General features: G+C 68.0%; 20 protein-coding genes and 1 riboswitch. Of the genes, 8 read left to right on the top strand and 12 right to left on the bottom strand.

Going from position 1 to position 16,289, the window contains the following annotated elements; translation table 11 throughout:
* The 4 genes from A5784_RS22270 to A5784_RS22255 form a co-directional block, all read right to left on the bottom strand.
* On the bottom strand, positions 1 to 537 hold a 537-nt coding region (locus A5784_RS22270; RefSeq protein ID WP_197514835.1), incomplete at its 3' end, for a transglycosylase family protein.
* Between the two features lie 8 nt (positions 538 to 545).
* Positions 546 to 724, bottom strand: a riboswitch (cyclic di-AMP (ydaO/yuaA leader).
* A gap of 253 nt (positions 725 to 977) precedes the next feature.
* Positions 978 to 1,238 (bottom strand): MoaD/ThiS family protein, encoded by a 261-nt coding sequence (locus A5784_RS22265; protein WP_064947056.1) that lies wholly within the window; start codon positions 1,236 to 1,238, stop codon positions 978 to 980.
* A gap of 2 nt (positions 1,239 to 1,240) precedes the next feature.
* A complete protein-coding gene (moaA, locus tag A5784_RS22260) occupies positions 1,241 to 2,311 on the bottom strand; it encodes a GTP 3',8-cyclase MoaA (protein ID WP_064947055.1) in 1,071 nt (356 codons plus the stop codon).
* On the bottom strand, positions 2,308 to 2,700 hold the full coding sequence (locus A5784_RS22255) for a YccF domain-containing protein (protein ID WP_064947054.1): 393 nt from the start codon (positions 2,698 to 2,700) through the stop codon (positions 2,308 to 2,310). The genes moaA and A5784_RS22255 overlap by 4 nt, the downstream gene beginning before the upstream one ends.
* A gap of 162 nt (positions 2,701 to 2,862) precedes the next feature.
* Between A5784_RS22255 and A5784_RS22250 the strand changes: the two genes are divergently transcribed.
* A complete protein-coding gene (locus A5784_RS22250) occupies positions 2,863 to 3,273 on the top strand; it encodes a cold-shock protein (protein ID WP_029369734.1) in 411 nt (136 codons plus the stop codon).
* Between the two features lie 27 nt (positions 3,274 to 3,300).
* Positions 3,301 to 4,326, top strand: coding sequence for a glutathione S-transferase family protein (locus tag A5784_RS22245; RefSeq protein WP_064947053.1), 1,026 nt, complete (start codon positions 3,301 to 3,303; stop codon positions 4,324 to 4,326).
* Here the strand turns inward: A5784_RS22245 and A5784_RS22240 are convergent.
* Positions 4,311 to 4,817, bottom strand: a complete 507-nt coding sequence (locus tag A5784_RS22240; RefSeq protein WP_064947052.1) for a DUF2771 domain-containing protein — start codon at positions 4,815 to 4,817, stop codon at positions 4,311 to 4,313. The two genes, A5784_RS22245 and A5784_RS22240, sit on opposite strands and share 16 nt — an antisense overlap.
* Positions 4,814 to 6,400 (bottom strand): MFS transporter, encoded by a 1,587-nt coding sequence (locus tag A5784_RS22235; protein WP_156750709.1) that lies wholly within the window; start codon positions 6,398 to 6,400, stop codon positions 4,814 to 4,816. Before A5784_RS22235 ends, A5784_RS22240 begins: the two co-directional genes overlap by 4 nt.
* A gap of 328 nt (positions 6,401 to 6,728) precedes the next feature.
* Between A5784_RS22235 and A5784_RS22230 the strand changes: the two genes are divergently transcribed.
* On the top strand, positions 6,729 to 7,430 hold the full coding sequence (locus A5784_RS22230) for a DUF3027 domain-containing protein (protein ID WP_156750708.1): 702 nt from the start codon (positions 6,729 to 6,731) through the stop codon (positions 7,428 to 7,430).
* Here the strand turns inward: A5784_RS22230 and A5784_RS22225 are convergent.
* The gene (locus tag A5784_RS22225) at positions 7,427 to 7,879 is read right to left on the bottom strand and encodes an SRPBCC family protein (RefSeq protein WP_064947050.1); all 453 of its coding nucleotides are present in this window, start codon (positions 7,877 to 7,879) and stop codon (positions 7,427 to 7,429) included. The genes A5784_RS22230 and A5784_RS22225 overlap by 4 nt on opposite strands.
* Positions 7,880 to 7,887: 8 nt before the next feature.
* The gene (locus A5784_RS22220) at positions 7,888 to 8,133 is read right to left on the bottom strand and encodes a DUF2530 domain-containing protein (protein WP_064947049.1); all 246 of its coding nucleotides are present in this window, start codon (positions 8,131 to 8,133) and stop codon (positions 7,888 to 7,890) included.
* 55 nt (positions 8,134 to 8,188) lie between these two features.
* On the opposite strand from A5784_RS22220, the gene A5784_RS22215 reads away from it, so the two are divergent.
* Genes A5784_RS22215 through A5784_RS22205 form a run of 3 tightly spaced genes read left to right on the top strand, consistent with a single transcriptional unit; the run spans position 8,189 to position 9,726 of the window.
* Positions 8,189 to 8,620, top strand: coding sequence for an Rv0880 family HTH-type transcriptional regulator (locus A5784_RS22215; RefSeq protein WP_064947048.1), 432 nt, complete (start codon positions 8,189 to 8,191; stop codon positions 8,618 to 8,620).
* A complete protein-coding gene (locus A5784_RS22210; protein ID WP_064947047.1) occupies positions 8,617 to 9,444 on the top strand; it encodes a TrmH family RNA methyltransferase in 828 nt (275 codons plus the stop codon). Before A5784_RS22215 ends, A5784_RS22210 begins: the two co-directional genes overlap by 4 nt.
* Before the next feature lie 9 nt (positions 9,445 to 9,453).
* On the top strand, positions 9,454 to 9,726 hold the full coding sequence (locus A5784_RS22205; protein ID WP_064947046.1) for a DUF2537 domain-containing protein: 273 nt from the start codon (positions 9,454 to 9,456) through the stop codon (positions 9,724 to 9,726).
* A 118-nt stretch (positions 9,727 to 9,844) separates the two neighbouring features.
* Here the strand turns inward: A5784_RS22205 and A5784_RS22200 are convergent, their stop codons facing one another.
* The 4 genes from A5784_RS22200 to map all read right to left on the bottom strand — a co-directional run bounded on the left by A5784_RS22200 (position 9,845) and on the right by map (position 13,430).
* Positions 9,845 to 10,636 carry a TIGR03620 family F420-dependent LLM class oxidoreductase gene (locus tag A5784_RS22200; RefSeq protein ID WP_064947045.1) on the bottom strand — a complete coding sequence of 264 codons (792 nt, stop codon included), beginning with the start codon at positions 10,634 to 10,636 and terminating at the stop codon, positions 9,845 to 9,847.
* 39 nt (positions 10,637 to 10,675) lie between these two features.
* A complete protein-coding gene (gene sepH / locus A5784_RS22195) occupies positions 10,676 to 11,482 on the bottom strand; it encodes a septation protein SepH (RefSeq protein ID WP_064947044.1) in 807 nt (268 codons plus the stop codon).
* 67 nt (positions 11,483 to 11,549) lie between these two features.
* On the bottom strand, positions 11,550 to 12,656 hold the full coding sequence (gene serC, locus A5784_RS22190; protein ID WP_064947043.1) for a phosphoserine transaminase: 1,107 nt from the start codon (positions 12,654 to 12,656) through the stop codon (positions 11,550 to 11,552).
* Positions 12,657 to 12,665: 9 nt separating this feature from the next.
* Entirely contained in the window at positions 12,666 to 13,430 is a 765-nt protein-coding gene (map, locus tag A5784_RS22185; protein WP_064947065.1) for a type I methionyl aminopeptidase, read from the bottom strand.
* A gap of 120 nt (positions 13,431 to 13,550) precedes the next feature.
* Here map and A5784_RS22180 point away from each other — a divergent pair, with 120 nt between their 5' ends.
* Together A5784_RS22180 and A5784_RS22175 are read left to right on the top strand one after the other, a co-directional pair.
* Positions 13,551 to 14,567: an AurF N-oxygenase family protein gene (locus tag A5784_RS22180; protein ID WP_064947042.1), complete on the top strand. Its 1,017-nt coding sequence runs from the start codon at positions 13,551 to 13,553 to the stop codon at positions 14,565 to 14,567.
* A gap of 18 nt (positions 14,568 to 14,585) precedes the next feature.
* Positions 14,586 to 16,250, top strand: coding sequence for a 4Fe-4S binding protein (locus tag A5784_RS22175; RefSeq protein WP_064947041.1), 1,665 nt, complete (start codon positions 14,586 to 14,588; stop codon positions 16,248 to 16,250).
* Positions 16,251 to 16,289: the final 39 nt, after the last annotated feature.

Genomic DNA, 16,289 nt, shown 5'->3' with positions numbered 1-16,289 from the left:
CGGCAGCGTCAGATGTGTATAAGAGACAGGGGGAGCGTCAGGGGCCGGGGCCGCGGCGGGATCGAACGCGGCAGGCTCGACGGCAGGAGCATCGGGAGCCGGGGCCTCAGGAGCGTTGCCGGCCGCGTTGTCCAGCGGCTGCGGCTGGTTCACCACGTTGCGCGGGGTCGAGCCCGACAGGCCGTGGCCGCATACGGGCCAGGCGCCCTTGCCCTGGCTCGCCAGAACGCGCTCGGCGACGGCGATCTGCTGATCCTTGGTGGCCATGTTGGCGGCCGGGGCGTACTGGCCGCCACCGTGTGCCGACCAGGTGCTCGGCGAGAACTGCAGCCCGCCCTGGTAGCCGTTGCCGGTGTTGATGGCCCAGTTGCCACCTGACTCACAACGAGCCACGGTGTCCCATTCGCCGTCGGTCGCGGCGGACGCCTGGCTTGCCAGGGCGAGGCTGCCTCCGGCGAGCGCGACGCCGGTCACGGCGATCTTGGCGACGTTCTTGGCTGATGAAGACGTAGTGGGCTTGCGATGCCGTCCACTCATGAGCGTGCAGGTCCTCTCGTATGCGCCCACGAGGTCAGCTGTCGGGTTCGGGCTGGAGAGGTAGCCCGGCCGGCGACGTCGAAACGACGACGGCTTCACCCCAAGGGGCCGCAAGCGGCTCCTGGTCCTTGTAGCTCGGTGGACCGGTGGGTCCCCCGCCTCCATCCAAGTTGTGCTCGTCGTTAGCCACTCGCCCGATGGATGGAGCTCGGCGCAATCGGGGGTGGCAGGTCATCCGATAGAGAGTCAGTTGACTTGGGAATGAAGGTAACGGCTCGTCGCGGTCTCGTCATCTTTTGCCGCTTCGGGCGTTTTCCCGCCGGGCAAAACTTAAAAGAGCATTAAAGCCGCAGGTTACTGAAGCGTTTCCGCAGGTCGCAGGTTCGATAAACCCGCTCGTAGCCAGCTCGTGACCATTTCGTTATGTGATGCAAATCACGTTACCCGCCGGCGAATGGGGGTAACACATCGAGGGTCTGCGGCGTTGTCACGGCGCCCGATGTGTCGCGCACCGCGACGCCATCGCACAGGTAGGAGCACCGTTTCAGCACTCGCGCGAGTTCCGCGTTGCGTTCGCCGAGCTGTCCGATGAGTTCCTCGATGGTCGTTCCCGATTTGAGACCTAACGTTTCGGTCTCGACGCCCGCAGCGGCCGCCGCGGCGGCGAAATAACGGACCGTCACTTCGACGGTGGCTGTCATCGTCAGCCTCCGATCGCGCTCATAGGCCGCTGCGGTTGCACGAAGCTCGGATCGTTGATGCCGTGCCCGGCGGGCTTGGCCCACATGGCGCTGCGCCACGCGGCCTCGATCGCAGCGTCGTCGGCGCCGCCGCGCAGCAGCCCCCGCAGATCGGTCTCCTCTGTGGAGAACAGGCAGCTGCGGATCTGGCCGTCGGCGGTCAGTCGCGTGCGGTCGCAGGCCGAGCAGAAGGCGTGTGACACCGAGGCGATGACCCCGACCGTGCCGCCCGGATGCGTCGGTCCTGGCCCGACCTGCCACAGCTCGGCGGGCGCCGAGCCGCGCGGACGAGGATCGGGCTGCAAGTCGAAGTGCTGCCGCAGGGTCTGCAGGATGCGGTCGGCGTCGACGACCGCATCGCGCTTCCAGCTGTGCCCGGCGTCCAGCGGCATCTGCTCGATGATGCGCAGTTGGTAGCCCTGCTGCAGGCAGTACCGCAGCAGGTCGACCGCGTCGTCAAGCCCGGACACCGGATCGAGAACGGCATTGACCTTCACCGGTTGCAGCCCGGCGGCCTTGGCCGCCGCCAGGCCCGCGAGCACGTCGGCCAGCCGGTCCCGGCGGGTGATCCGGGCGAAATGCGCCGCGTCCACGCTGTCCAGCGAGACGTTGATGCGGTCCAGCCCGGCTTGGCGCAGCCCGGCGGCACGGCGTTGCAGCCCGATGCCGTTGGTGGTCAGGGTGATCTCAGGACGGGGCGTCAACGCCGCGGCCGCGGCCACTACGTCTTCCAGATGGCGGGTCACCAGCGGTTCGCCGCCCGTGAAGCGCACGCTGGTGACGCCGAGCCGGGTCACGGCGATGCGCAGCAGGCGCCCCAGTTCGTCCGCGCTGAGCAGGGCCTGCCCGGGCAGCCAGTCCAGGCCTTCGGCGGGCATGCAGTAGGTGCAGCGCAGGTTGCACCGGTCAGTGAGCGAGACGCGTAGGTCGGTGGCCACCCGCCCATACGTGTCGATCAGTGGGCCGCTGGCCGGAGCGGGCTTCGTGGGCCCGCCACGGTTCACGGCGGGCAATCCGAGCCCGGTGACGGTCATACCGGCGTCCTGACCGAGTCCACCGGCACGATCTCCTTACCGAGCGGCATCAGCGACACCGGGATCAGCTTGAGGTTGGCCAGCGCCAGCGGGATGCCGACGATGGTGATCGCCATCGCGACTGCACTGACCAGGTGGCCGATGGCCAGCCAGATGCCGCACAACAGGATCCAGATGATGTTGCCGATCAGCGCGCCCGGCCGGGTGCCCGGTTTGTCGACGATGGTGCGGCCGAACGGCCACAGCGCGTAGGACGCGATGCGCAGCGAGGCGAACCCGAAGGGGATGGTGATGATCAGGATGAAGCAGATCAGCGCTGCCAGCAGGTATCCCAGCGCCAGGTACAGGCCGCCGAAGATCAACCAGATGACATTGAGTATCACTCGCATATAGGGCGCATCTCCTTCAGCGGTGGTCCAAGCCTACCGAGTAATGGGGATGAAGGAGCGAACCGCCTCAGAGTAGGATCTGCACATCGCGTTCCGGCGCAAACCGGGACGCGAACTTTGTGTGTCTCCAGTAGTGCTAACAACAACGAGCAGGTGAGTCCAGTGCCGACCGGCAGGGTTAAGTGGTACGACGCCGAAAAGGGCTTCGGGTTTTTGTCCCAAGAAGAGGGCGAGGACGTCTACGTCCGGTCTTCGGCGTTGCCTTCGGGCATCGAGGCGCTCAAGGCCGGTCAGCGCGTCGAATTCGGGGTCGCTGCAGGTCGTCGTGGTCCTCAGGCATTGAGCCTCAAGCTGATTGACCCGCCGCCGAGCCTCTCCAAGGCTCGTCGGGAAGCCGAGCGTCCCGAGCACAAGCACACTCCTGATGAGCTGCACGGCATGGTTTCGGACATGATCACGCTGCTGGAGGACACGGTTCAGCCGGAGCTGCGCAAGGGCCGGTATCCCGATCGCAAGGTCGCCCGACGGGTGTCCGAGGTGGTCAAGGCCGTCGCCAGGGAACTCGACGCCTGACGCGGTGCGGCGGGGCAGACTGGGGGTATGACCCAGGGCTCATACGTCGCCGACAAGTCATCGTCCGGAGGCGAATTCAACCGCGACACCAGCTACATCACCACCCGGATCACGCGCGACGGGGTCGACGGTTTTCCCGTCGAGGCCGGCCGCTACCGGTTGGTGGTGGCGCGCGCGTGCCCGTGGGCCAACCGGGCGATCATCGTGCGCAGGCTGCTAGGGCTGGAGGACGCACTGTCCATCGGCTTCTGCGGCCCTACGCATGACGAGCGCAGCTGGACCTTCGACCTCGACCCTGGCGGGCTCGACCCGGTGCTGAAGATCCCGCGGCTGCAGGACGCCTATTTCGCGCGGGATCCCAACTACCCCAAGGGTATTACGGTGCCCGCTGTCGTCGACGTGCCGACGGGTGCGGTGGTGACCAACGACTTCGCCCAGATGACGCTGGACTTCTCCACCGAGTGGACCGAGTTCCACCGCGACGGTGCTCCGCAGCTGTACCCCGAACCGTTGCGCGACGAGATCGATGCGGTCGCCCGGCGCATCTACACCGAGGTCAACAACGGCGTCTACCGCTGCGGTTTCGCCGGGTCACAGGAGGCGTACGACGCTGCCTACGACCGGTTGTTCACCGCGCTCGACTGGCTCTCCGAGCGCTTGGCGACCCAGCGATATCTGGTGGGCGACACCATCACCGAGGCCGACGTGCGGTTGTTCACCACGCTGGCGCGGTTCGATCCCGTGTACCACGGCCATTTCAAGTGCAACCGGTCCAAGCTCACCGAGCTGCCCGTGCTGTGGGCTTATGCCCGTGACCTGTTCCAGACCCCCGGTTTCGGTGACACCATCGACTTCGTGCAGATCAAGCAGCACTACTACATCGTGCATGCTGACATCAACCCGACGCGCATCGTCCCGAAAGGCCCCGAGCTGGCCGACTGGCTCACCCCGCACGGCCGGGAGTCATTGGGCGGCAGGCCGTTCGGCGATGGCACGCCGCCCGGGCCGACTCGCGAGTCCGAACGGGTGCCCTCCGGTCACGGTGCCGGCTGAGCCTTGTCTGGCCAGTCGGTACGTACCGACCATTCGGCGTGCGGCAGGTCGAACACGTCGCCGTTCTGATCCTGCACCAGCGTGAGCAGCTGCACGGCGATCCCGGTGAGCCGCCCACGCTGCGGGTCGACCGTCGGAATCGTCACGGCCAGAGTGGTATTCGGGCGGTAGAGCGACAGCGTCGTGTCGATCGGGTTCTCGTAGACGCGCAGCAGCCGCCACGGTGCGCGGGCGATCTCGGCGGGCACCGACAGCTGCACGGGGTGCTCTTTGTTGACCCGCAGCACGCCCTGGTTGCCTGACTGCGTGCAGTCGTTGAGGTTGAGCACCGGGCAGTACCGGAACGGCCCGACCCTGCTCAGATGCCCGTTGCTGTAGGCACTGATCTTCGGCAATTCGTCGTGTCCGCGACTCAGCTGCGACACCGCCACGGCCGTGCCGGCAGCCGCCACCACGACGATCACCGCGAGGATGGCCAGGAATCGCCTCATCGCGGCATGTCCGTCGTGCTCGCCATCGCGGGTCCTCCGCCTTCCTGTTGGGCCAGCACCGGGCGGTTACCGCCGAGGCCGGGGATCAGTGACTCGCCGCGGTAGCTCACGATGGTCTGCGCGAGACCGAGTATCAGCACGGCGGTGATGGTAGTGAACCCGACGGTGAGGTCGGTGTAGATCAGCACGCCCGTCGCGCCACCGGCCACCCAGGCCAGCTGCAGAACCGATTCGGAGCGGCCGAAGGCCGATGCGCGCGACTCCTCGGGCAGATCGTCTTGCAGCGACGCGTCCAGCGATGCCTTGGCGATCGCGCTGGCGGCCGAGGTCACCAGCGTGGCGCCCGCCGCGACGAGAAGGTTGCCGGTCAGTGCGGTGGCCAGCGCGACGGCGGTGACGGCGACGGAGGCGCGCACCACCAGTTGGGCGGGGTGGCCGAGTTTGAGCCGGGCGGCGGCGATGTTGCCGCCGAAGTTGCCGATGCCTGCTGCGGCTCCGATCAGGCCGAGCATCAGCAGCTGTTGCCAGCCGGTGGCGTCGTGCGACTTGGCCACGAACGCCGGGTACAGGAACAGGAATCCGACCATCACCTTGATGGTGCAGTTGCCCCACAGCGCGGTGATGGTGTTGCGGCCCATGGGCTGCCGCGCCGCCTTGGTCTTGCCGGGCCGCCGCAGGTCACCCGGGCCGCCGTGATAGCTCAGCGTCGTGGGCACCTCGCCTTCGGTGACCTCGACCCACTTCGGGATCCGCATGGCCAGCACCGCACCGGCCGCCGAGACGACGGCGACGACGTAGAGCGCACCGGGCAGATGCACGACGCTGAGCAGATATTCGGCGGCCGCGGCGATACCGCCGCCCACCACGGTTCCGCCGAGCAGCCCGAAGGTGGTCAGCCGGGAGTTGACCCGGACGAGGTCGATGCTCGGCGGCAGCACGCGGGGTGTGACGGCACTGCGCAGCACCGAGAACGATTTGGACAGCACCATCATCCCGAGCGCGCACGGGTAGAGCACCCACGACGGGTAGCTGCCCGAATCGCCGTCGTAGTTGGCGATCAGGACCACGATCAGCACCGTGCGCAGTGCGAACGACGCCGCCAGCGCCACCCTGCGGCCGTGCTGCAACCGATCGAGGGCGGGCCCGATCAGCGGTGCGATCACAGCGAACGGGGCGATGGTGATCAGCAGGTACAGCGCCACCTTGCTCTTGGATTCACCGCTGGCCGCGGCGAAGAACAGCGTGTTGGCCAGGGCGACGGCCATGGCCGCGTCGACGGCGAAGTTGGCCACCACCGGCCAGGTCAGCGCGGTCAGCCCGGATTTGTCGGCGCCGTCGGCGGTGGCCGCGCGGTGCACGAACCCATACATCCGCGAACCCATCTCACGGCTGCGCGCGGCCGCGGCACGGGTCACTGTCACCTTTTCCCCGGCCGCGGAGCCGACGCGCGGCTGCGGGTCGGAGCGATCGGAGCGGTAGCTGCCGGCCTGCTCGTCGTCCAGCGGCGGCAACCAGCGGTTGGAGCTCGGGCCCGACGGCCGGCGGGGGCGCCGGGGCGTCTCGTCGCTGGGGTAATTGGCCATGCCGGGATGCTCCGCGCCACGATCGGCCGGCGGCCGCGGCGGGTAGTAGGTCACCCCTCGATTCTCGCCTATGCGGGCCCGGCGGGGTGCATGGGCGACCGGTGTGGCTTTCGACCGAACCAGTCAGGCACTATGGATGACGATGGAAAGCGTGACCGAACCTGCTGAGCAGGCCGCCGAGCAGGTTTCCGAGCCGGCTGAGATTGCTGAGCAGGCCGAAACCCCTGAGCAGGCCGTGGAATCCGAGCAGGCACCCGAGGCCGAGCAGGCCCCCGAGGCCGAGCCGGCGACGGATGCTGTGCCTGCGCCGGGCCTTGAGGCGTTGCTGATGGGTGCGGTGGACCAGGCGCGCGCGGCGTTGGCCGAGTTCAGCGGCGCGGAGACGGTCGGGGAGTACCTCGGTGCCACGTTCGAAGATCCCAGCTCGGCGACCCATCGCTTCCTGGCGAACTTGACGGGCTACCGCGGTTGGCAGTGGGCGGTCGTGATGGCGGCGTACCCGGGCGCCGACCACGCCACCATCAGTGAACTTGTTCTCGTGCCGGGGCCGACGGCGCTGCTGGCGCCGCAATGGGTGCCGTGGCAGGAGCGGGTGCGGCCGGGCGATCTCGGTCCCGGTGACCTGCTGGCTCCGCCGGCCGAAGATCCGCGCCTGACCCCGGGTTTCATGGCGACGGGCGACCCGCTGATCGACGACACCGCGGTGGAGCTGGGACTCGGCCGCCGCCAGGTGCTCAGCCCCTTCGGTCGCGCCGAGGCCGCACAGCGATGGCACGACGGCGACTACGGCCCGGGTTCCGCGATGGCCCGGTCGACCCGCAGGGCGTGTCGCGACTGTGCCTTCTACCTTCCGCTCGGCGGTGCGCTCGGCGTGATGTTCGGCGTGTGCGCCAACGAACTCTCCGCTGACGGCCATGTCGTCGAGGCGAACTACGGTTGCGGTGCCCATTCGGACACCCCGCCCCCGCCGGGGACGGGTTCCCCGCTGTACGAGCCGTACGACGACGGGGTCCTCGACCTCGCCGATTAGCGCTCGGCGGCCGCCTTGATGCGGGCCAGCGAGGCGTTCATACCCTCGACCAGTTCGTCCTCGAAGTTCGGTACCCCGCCCATGAACGCGTCGATGAGCGCATTGGAGATGGGCTTCACACCGTTCTCGGCGTGGCGGCTCTCGATGACCCGGGTGCCCGATTCGGTGGGCTGCAGCTCATAGGACCAGATGGTGTTGTTGATGTCGACCTTGAACGCCAGTTTCTGCTGCGGGATGACCTCGGTGATGGTGCTGGTCGTGGGCCAGTAGGTGAACTTGCGCTTGTTGAGATTGAGCGTGCGGGCGCCCGGCCGCAGCGGCCCGCGCAGCTTCATCACCCGACATTGCGGGCTCCATTGCGGCATCCGGCTCAGATCCGAGATCAGCGCCCACACCTTGTCGACCGGGGCATCGATGTCGATCTGGGCCTGCAGCAGTGGGGCAGCCATGGTTCTCCTCAGGTCAATCCGCGTTGGGCACCGCGCGCTCCGCGGCGCACGGCGTGACGTTGCCACAGGAAGATCGACGTGCCCAGGAGGCCGATGGCCAAGCCCGCCAGCGACAGTGGCCGCCAGGTGTGCAGGGCCGGCACGGTGAAGGCCAGGACGGTCGTGATCAGCCATCCCGCCGCGATCACCACGATCACCGGCCACGGCTCAAGGAGCGACGCGGGTAACGGCGGCGGCTGCGGCTCGTCGGTCATCGCTGACCAAAGTACTCGAAGACCGGCGGGCCAGGCACTCAGTACTATTTGCCGTGTGAAAGACCCGAATGCTCGGCTGGCGAGTGACCTGGCCCTGGCCGTCATGCGGTTCACCCGGCAACTGAGAGTCCGGCGCTCGGACTCGGCGGTCTCGCTGACCCAGCTCTCGGCGCTGTCGACATTGGCCAAAGAGGGTTCCATGACACCGGGAGAATTAGCTGTGCGTGAGCAGGTGCGCCCGCCGTCGATGACCAGGGTGATCGCGGCGCTGGCCGAGCAGGGCCTGGTGGAGCGCAGTGCCCATCCCGTCGACGGCCGCCAGGTGATGGTCTCGGCCCTGCCCGCGGGCGTCAGCCTGATCGAGGCCGAACGCCGGGCCACCCAGGACTGGCTCAAGGATCGGTTGGCTCGGCTCGACCCCGACGAACGCGAAACACTGGTTGCGGCGGCCGATCTGATCTCGGCGATGGTCGACGACGGCGCGTGAGCGCACTTCAGGTCATCGACATCGAGGATCCCGCCGACCCGCGTCTCGACGATTTCCGCGATCTCAACAGCGTCGACCGACGGCCGGATCTGCCCAGCGGCAAGGGCCTGGTCATCGCCGAGGGAGTGTTGGTGGTGCAGCGCATGCTTGCCTCGCGGTTCGTGCCGCGGGCACTGCTCGGCACCGACCGGCGACTCGGGGAACTCGCCGACGACCTCGCCGGTGTACCTGTCCCGTTTTACCGGGCCAGCGCGGAGGTGATGGCCACCGCCATCGGCTTCCACCTCAACCGGGGGGTACTGGCCTCGGCGTCCCGGCCGCCGGAGCTGTCGGTGGCCGACGTGATCTCCGATGCCCGGACCGTGGTGGCGCTCGAGGGCGTCAACGACCACGAGAACCTCGGTTCGATCTTCCGCAACGCGGCGGGGCTCGCGGTGGACGCCGTGGTGTTCGGCGCGGGATGTGCCGACCCGCTGTACCGCCGCGCGGTGCGGGTGTCGATGGGTCATGCCCTGCTGGTGCCGTTCGCCCGGGCCCAGTCCTGGCCGGCGGATCTGAAGATATTGCAGGACAACGGGTTCCGTGTTCTCGCCATGACGCCGGATTCGGCCGCGGCGACGCTGCCGGAGGCGATGGCGGATCTGCAGTCCGAGCGCGTGGCGATCCTGGTCGGCGCCGAGGGGCCGGGGCTCACCGAGCACACCATGCGGACCAGTGATGTGCGCGTGCGGATCCCGATGTCGCGCGGCACCGATTCGCTCAACGTCGCCACTGCCGCGGCGCTGGCGTTCTATGAGCGGGCCAGGCTCTCGGAGCCGACGTAGATTGAATCCGTGACCGACGATTCGACACCGTGGGGGACCGGGCTGACCGTGGCCGGATTCGTGGCCGCGGTGCTCGCGGCGGCCATCGTGGTCCTCGGCCTCGGCCTCACTCGGGTGCACCCGCTGCTGGCGATCGGCCTGAACATGGCGGCGGTCGGCGGCCTCGCACCGACCGTGTGGGGTTGGCGGCACCGGCCCGTGTGGCGCTGGTTCGTCCTCGGGGCCGGGGCAGGCGTGGCCGTCGGCTGGATCGCCCTGCTGGCGGCAGTCCTGTCGCAGTGAGGCGTCAGGCCGGCGTGGCGGTCGCGCCGTCGCTGCTGGCCAAGTCCCAGGTGTCGTTCTCGGTGCGCGGCATGAGCCCCTCCAGATATATAGCTAGACTAGTTATTAGTCACTATAACTAACTGATGAGGGTTTCGGCGAGTCGCGTGCGCCACGCCGCCACGTCGTCGGCGCCCAGAATCCGCAAGACCACCTGATCGGCCCCGGCGGCGTGATACTCGGCGATGCGCTCTGCGATCCGCCCGGGCGAACCCCAGGCTGCGATCCCGTCGAGCAACCGGTCGCTGACGGTGTCGATATCGGCCGCCGTGAACCCCTGTCGCAGCAGATTGCGCCGGTAGCCGCCCTGCGCCGTCAGAAACTCGAGCGGTCCGGCGGCCGCCCGGCGAGCCGTCTCGGGGTCGGTGACCGGGATGACCATCAGCAGCACCGCCAGTGTCCTGTCGTGTCCCAACGCCGACCGGGCTTCGGCGACGTAGGAGGGCGTCACCAGGAACGGGTAGGCGCCACGGGCCCGGTCCCGCGCCAGCGCCAGCATGTTCGGTCCCAGCGCGGCCAGCATTCGGTTGTCGACGCCGACGGCGTCCAGCTCGTCGAGGTAGGCGTTGAGCGTGGCGACCGGATGGGGTCCGTGCGCGCCGCCCAGCCCGACGATGAAGCGGCCGGGATCGGTGCCTTCGAGCTCGGTGTGCGTGGCGATGACGTCGGCAGCAGGCACCCGCACCACCGGGATGATGCCCGTGGCCACCGCGATCGTGCGGGTCGCGCGCACCGCCACCGAGACCATCGGCAGGTTTCCGGAACGCCACAGCGTGGCGTAGCCGAGGCTTTCGGCGTGTTGCGCCTCGTCGGCCACGAGGGACGCGTCATCGGTGAACGGATTGCTGGTCGCCAAGCCGATCGAGGTCATGCACCGACGCTATGACCTCAAGATTGGTTCAGGTCAACCTCAGCGCTGGCCGCCGGACGAACGGACACCCAGCAGCACGTCCTCCCAGGCCGGCACGGCGGGCCGCGCCTTACGTGAACGTGCGGGCTTCGGCGGCGCAGGCTCGGTCGCGACGGGTTCGGGTTGCTGCACCGGCGCGGCGACCGGCTCGGGAACGGGCGTCGGCGCGGGCGCATCGAAGTCGAGCTGCGGCAGCGACGCCACCGGGCGCAGCGGCCGGTTGAAGTCCGGATTGATCAGTTCGAGGGCGGTGTCGTCGGATGCGGTGACGGTTCCGCCGTGCGCGCCCGGGGTGAACCGGAAGTGCGCGACGTTGTCGGAACGTCCCGCCTTCCACGACAGCTGCACGGTCCACCGACTGTCCTCGTTGCGCCAGGCGTCCCAGCTGGTGGCGTCCGGGTCGAGCCCGCGGGCGACAAGCGCCGTGGTCACGGTCTCGAGCAAGGTCAGCACCGCGGGCCCGTCGGCGAGCACGGGATGTGCGGCGGTGGCCAGCTCCGCTGCCCGGGCACGCTCCAGTAGCACCGGGTGAGCGAACCGTTCCACGCGTTCGATCGGTACGCCTGCGGCAGCTGCCAGCTGCTCCACCGAGGCTCCTGCGCGGATCTTGGCTTGAATCTCCTTGGGACGCAGCACGCTGTGCACCTCTAGATCCATCTGGGTTTGATTCGAGGCGACTCGGTCACCACGCGCCGCGGCACGCAGTCGATCATCGACGCGCACACTGAACAACTCCGAGGAGTCGTCGGTTTCACAGATGATGCGCTTGCCGTCGACATCGAGCCCGACGACTTTGAGTTCTCGCATTACCGACCTCCTTGGCGCACCATACTGCGTTATCAGCCCGTAACCGTGCTGACACGCGGTAGCGGCGTCAGAGGCGTTCGACGACCCAGTCCACGCAGCGGGTCAGCGCGCTGACATCGTCAGGGTCGACCGCTGGGAACATGCCGATGCGCAGCTGGTTGCGGCCCAGCTTGCGGTACGGCTCGGTGTCGACAATGCCGTTGGCCCGCAACGTCTTCGCCACGGCCGCGGCATCCACGGAGTCGTCGAAGTCGATGGTGCCGACCACCTGCGAGCGCAGCGCCGGATCGGTGACGAACGGGGTGGCGAACGAGGTGCCCTCCGCCCACGAGTACAGCCGCTGCGACGAATCCGCGGTGCGCTTGACGGCCCAGTCCAGCCCGCCGTTGCCGTTCAGCCAGTCGATCTGCTCGGCCAGCAGCACGAGCGTGGCGATGGCCGGGGTGTTGTAGGTCTGGTTCTTGACGCTGTTGTCCACCGCGATCGGCAGGGACAGGAAGTCGGGCACCCAACGATCGGTGGCAGCGATGGCCTCGATGCGGGCCAGCGCGGCGGGGGAGAGCACCGCGATCCACAGGCCGCCGTCGCTGGCGAAGTTCTTCTGCGGGGCGAAGTAGTAGGCGTCCACGTCGGTGATGTCGACCGGCAGTCCGCCTGCCGCCGAGGTGGCGTCGATGAGGACGAGCGCGTCGCCGTCGGGACGCTGGACCGGCACCGCGACACCCGTCGAGGTCTCGTTGTGTGCCCACGCGACGACGTCGACCGACGGATCAGAGGTCGGTGTGGGCGCGCTGCCCGGATCGGCCTTGAGGATGATCGGGTCGCCGACGAACGGGTTTTTGGCGACGCACGAGGCGAACTTCGAGCTGAACTCGCCGTAGGTCAGGTGCAGCGATCGCTTGTCGACCAGGCCGAACGCCGCGGCGTCCCAGAACGCCGTCGAGCCGCCGTTGCCCAGCACCACCTCGTAGCCGTCGGGCAATGAGAACAACGCACGCAGCCCGTCGCGCACCCGGCCGACCAGATTCTTCACCGGGGCCTGCCGGTGGCTGGTGCCGAACAGGTCCCCGGCCGCGGCCAGCGCAGTCAGCTGCTCGGGGCGCACCTTGGACGGTCCACAGCCGAAACGGCCGTCGCGGGGCTTGAGGTCGGCGGGAATCGTCAATTCAGCCATGGGACCAGCTTAAAGTGTCAGAATCCGCGCTCCACCGGGGGTGACGGCGATGGTGTGCTCACTGTGGGCGGTGCGCGCGCCGGTCGCGGTGCGCAGGGTCCAGCCGTCGGAGTCGTGCACGTAGTCGTCGGTGCCGTCGGCGATCAGCATCGGCTCGATGGCGATCACCAGGCCGGACCGCAGCTTGAGGCCCTTGCCGCGCAGGCCCTCGTTGGGGACGTGCGGCGCCTCGTGCATGGTGCGGCCGATGCCGTGACCACCGTGATCGGCGAGCAGGCCGTAGCCGGCCTGACGTGCCACGGTTGAGATGGCGTGGCCGACATCACCGAGAGTGTTGCCGGGCCGGGCCGCCGCGATACCGGCCGCGAGCGCCGCGTCGGTGGCCTTGATCAGCTCGGTGTCGCCGGGCCGCGGCGTGCCGACGACGAAGCTGCGGGCGGCGTCGCCGCACCAGCCGTTCAAGATTGCCCCGAAGTCCACCGAGACCAGGTCGCCGTCGGCGAGCACGGTGTCGCCGGGCACGCCGTGGACGACGGCGTCGTTGACGCTCACGCACAGCACCGCGGGGAACGGGCTGGGAGCCCAGCGGGGGTGGTAGTTGAGGAAGGGGGAAGTGGCGCCGTGGGCGGCCAGCACGTCGGCCGCTACGCGGTCCAGATCGGCTGTCGTGCGCCCCGGAGCGGCCTCTGCCACCACCGCTCGCAATGCCTCTGCGACGACAGATCCGGCGGCCGTCATGGCCGCTATCTCGGTTTCTGTCTTCAGTTCGACCACGTCATCCACCCTCCCGGCAAACTTTTGAAATCCGACGTAGACATTTAGTCGATACCTGCGGTACCGTTATACACAAGGCAGGTAGATGTAAACCTCATAGGAGAGGGAGAGGTCTGCAATATGGCTCGGACCAAGATGATCAGGCGCTGGCGCAAGAACATGGACGTCACCGACGACACTGAGTACGTCGACATGCTCACCACACTGTCCGAGGGGTCGGTGCGGCGCAACTTCAATCCCTACGTCGACATCGAGTGGGGTTCGCCAGAGTTTGCTGTCACGCCCAACGATCCCCGCTGGGTGCTGCCGGCGACCGACCCGATCGGTGGCCACCCGTGGTACCAGGCTCAGCCGTTGCAGCGGCAGATCGAGATCGGCATGTGGCGGCAGGCCAACGTCGCCAAGGTCGGCCTGCACTTCGAGAACATCCTGATCCGCGGCCTCATGGAGTACTCGTTCTGGGTGCCCAACGGCTCGCCGGAGTACCGGTACTGCTTGCACGAATCCGTCGAGGAGTGCAACCACACCCTGATGTTCCAGGAGATGGTCAACCGCATCGGCAAGGACGTGCCGGGCATGCCGCGGCTGCTCAAGTGGCTGCAGCCGCTGATCCCGCTTGCGGCGGGTCCGCTGCCCATCCCGTTCTTCTTCGGCGTGCTCGCCGGCGAGGAGCCCATCGACCACACGCAGAAGAACGTGCTGCGCGAGGGCAAGGAACTGCACCCGATCATGGAGCGGGTGATGGCCATCCACGTCGCCGAGGAGGCCCGCCACATCTCGTTCGCACACCAGTACCTGCACAAGCGGGTGCCGCACCTGCGTCGCCGTCAGCGCTGGCTGCTGTCGCTGTTCGTGCCGCTGACCATGCGCATCCTGTGCTCGGCCATCATCGTGCCGCCGCGTGCGTTCTGGAAGGAATTCGACATCCCGCGCTCGGTCCGCAACGACCTGTTCTTCGACGCGCCCGAATCCCGCAAGATGCTGCGCGACATGTTCGGTGACGTGCGGATGCTGTGCACCGACACCGGACTGATGAACCCGATCGCCAAGATCATGTGGAAGATCTGCAAGATCGACGGACCGCCGAGCCGCTACCGCAGCGAACCGCAGCGCGAGCACCTCGTCGCTGTCGCGTAACCGACGAGAGCCTCCACTGTGCCCCATGTGATCACCCAGTCGTGTTGCAGCGACGGATCCTGTGTTTACGCGTGCCCGGTCAACTGCATCCATCCGTCGCCGGATGAGCCGGGCTTCGCGACCGCCGAGATGCTCTACATCGATCCCGATGCGTGCGTCGACTGCGGTGCGTGCGTGAGCGCGTGCCCGGTCGGCGCCATCGCGGCGGACACGCGGCTGACCGAGAACCAGCTGCCGTTCATCGAACTCAATGCCGCGTTCTATCCCAAGCGGGAAGGCAAGCTGCCGCCGACGTCCAAATTGGCGCCGGTCCTCGAGGCGCCGAAGATCGACCGGCGCTCAGGTGGACCCTTGACCGTGGCCATCGTGGGTTCAGGGCCGGCTGCGATGTATGCCGCCGATGAACTGCTGACGCAAAAAGGCGTGCGGGTCAACGTCTTCGAGAAGCTGCCGACGCCCTACGGGCTGGTGCGGGCCGGTGTTGCGCCCGACCATCAGAGCACCAAGCGGGTGACCAAGCTGTTCGACACCATCGGCAGGCAGCGCAATTTCCGATTCTTCCTCAACGTCGAGGTCGGCAAGCATCTGACGCATGCCGAGCTGCTCGAACACCATCACGCCGTGCTGTACGCGGTCGGGGCGCCGAACGACCGGCGCCTGGACATCGAGGGCATGGACCGCCCGGGTACCGGAACGGCCACCGAGATGGTGGCCTGGATCAACGGGCATCCCGAGTTCACTGATCTGCCGGTGGATCTCACGCACGAACGGGTCGTGATCGTCGGCAACGGCAACGTCGCGTTCGACGTCGCCCGGATCCTCACGACCGATCCGGATGTGTTGGCCGGCACCGACATTTCTGATCACGCGCTGGCTGCTCTGCGGGGCTCGCGGGTACAGGAAGTCGTAATCGTGGCCCGCCGCGGCCCGGCGTTCTCGGCATTCACCCTGCCCGAGCTGATCGGGCTGACCTCGACGTGCGAGGTCGTGCTGGACGCGGCCGACCATGCGCGCGTGGTCGCCGATCTCGCGTCCGAGAAGGATCCGCTGACCCGCGGCAAGCTGGAGATCCTCGCCAAGCTGGGCGATGCCTCGGCCCCGATCGCCACGCCGCGGATCCGGTTGGCCTACCAGCTGACGCCGCAGCGGGTGCTGGGTGACGCCCGCACGAGCGGTATCGAGTTCGGCGTCACCGGCACAGACCAGACGTGCACCATCGAGGCCGGGCTCGTGCTCACCTCGATCGGCTACCGCGGCAAGGCCATTGACGCGTTGCCGTTCGACGACGACGCTGCTGTCGTGCCGAACGACGGTGGCCGCGTGCGTGGCGCCTCAGGTGCGTATGTGGCGGGCTGGATCAAGCGCGGGCCCACCGGTTTCATCGGCACCAACAAGTCATGTGCGTCGGAGACGGTGCACAACCTCGTCGCCGATTACAACGACGGGGTCCTGGCGGCTCCGGTGCGCAAGCCGGGGGAGCTTGAGAAGCTGGTGCACCGCCGCCAGCCCGACGTGGTGGACGCCGCGGGGTGGCACGCCATCGACGCGGCGGAGATCGCGCGTGGCGGCGACGAGCGTCCCCGCGACAAGTTCACCACCGTCGAGGCCATGCTCGCCGCAGCCGCGACGGCACCGAAACCGACTGTGCGCCAACGTCTTGTAGCGAGCCTGCAGGCGCACTGAACTCCGACGGAGCTGTCACACCCGCCACTTTGGCACCGG

The organism is Mycobacterium sp. 852013-50091_SCH5140682 (assembly GCF_001665685.1).
GTDB lineage: Bacteria > Actinomycetota > Actinomycetes > Mycobacteriales > Mycobacteriaceae > Mycobacterium.
The sequence above is the reverse complement of the archived record's forward strand: the minus strand, read 5'-3'. Positions and strand labels throughout refer to the sequence as shown.

Bases quoted from the DNA above. Each gene is read 5' to 3' on its own strand.
- A5784_RS22245 (WP_064947053.1), top strand. From the start codon at position 3,301: ATGACCCAGGGCTCATACGTCGCCGACAAGTCATCGTCCGGAGGCGAA.
- A5784_RS22235 (WP_156750709.1), bottom strand. From the start codon at position 6,400: ATGGCCAATTACCCCAGCGACGAGACGCCCCGGCGCCCCCGCCGGCCG.
- sepH (WP_064947044.1), bottom strand. From the start codon at position 11,482: ATGCGAGAACTCAAAGTCGTCGGGCTCGATGTCGACGGCAAGCGCATC.
- A5784_RS22220 (WP_064947049.1), bottom strand. From the start codon at position 8,133: ATGACCGACGAGCCGCAGCCGCCGCCGTTACCCGCGTCGCTCCTTGAG.
- A5784_RS22255 (WP_064947054.1), bottom strand. From the start codon at position 2,700: ATGCGAGTGATACTCAATGTCATCTGGTTGATCTTCGGCGGCCTGTAC.
- moaA (WP_064947055.1), bottom strand. From the start codon at position 2,311: ATGACCGTCACCGGGCTCGGATTGCCCGCCGTGAACCGTGGCGGGCCC.
- A5784_RS22240 (WP_064947052.1), bottom strand. From the start codon at position 4,817: ATGAGGCGATTCCTGGCCATCCTCGCGGTGATCGTCGTGGTGGCGGCT.
- A5784_RS22265 (WP_064947056.1), bottom strand. From the start codon at position 1,238: ATGACAGCCACCGTCGAAGTGACGGTCCGTTATTTCGCCGCCGCGGCG.
- A5784_RS22180 (WP_064947042.1), top strand. From the start codon at position 13,551: ATGGCTCGGACCAAGATGATCAGGCGCTGGCGCAAGAACATGGACGTC.
- serC (WP_064947043.1), bottom strand. From the start codon at position 12,656: ATGGCTGAATTGACGATTCCCGCCGACCTCAAGCCCCGCGACGGCCGT.
- A5784_RS22200 (WP_064947045.1), bottom strand. From the start codon at position 10,636: ATGACCTCGATCGGCTTGGCGACCAGCAATCCGTTCACCGATGACGCG.
- A5784_RS22230 (WP_156750708.1), top strand. From the start codon at position 6,729: ATGGGTGCGGTGGACCAGGCGCGCGCGGCGTTGGCCGAGTTCAGCGGC.
- A5784_RS22225 (WP_064947050.1), bottom strand. From the start codon at position 7,879: ATGGCTGCCCCACTGCTGCAGGCCCAGATCGACATCGATGCCCCGGTC.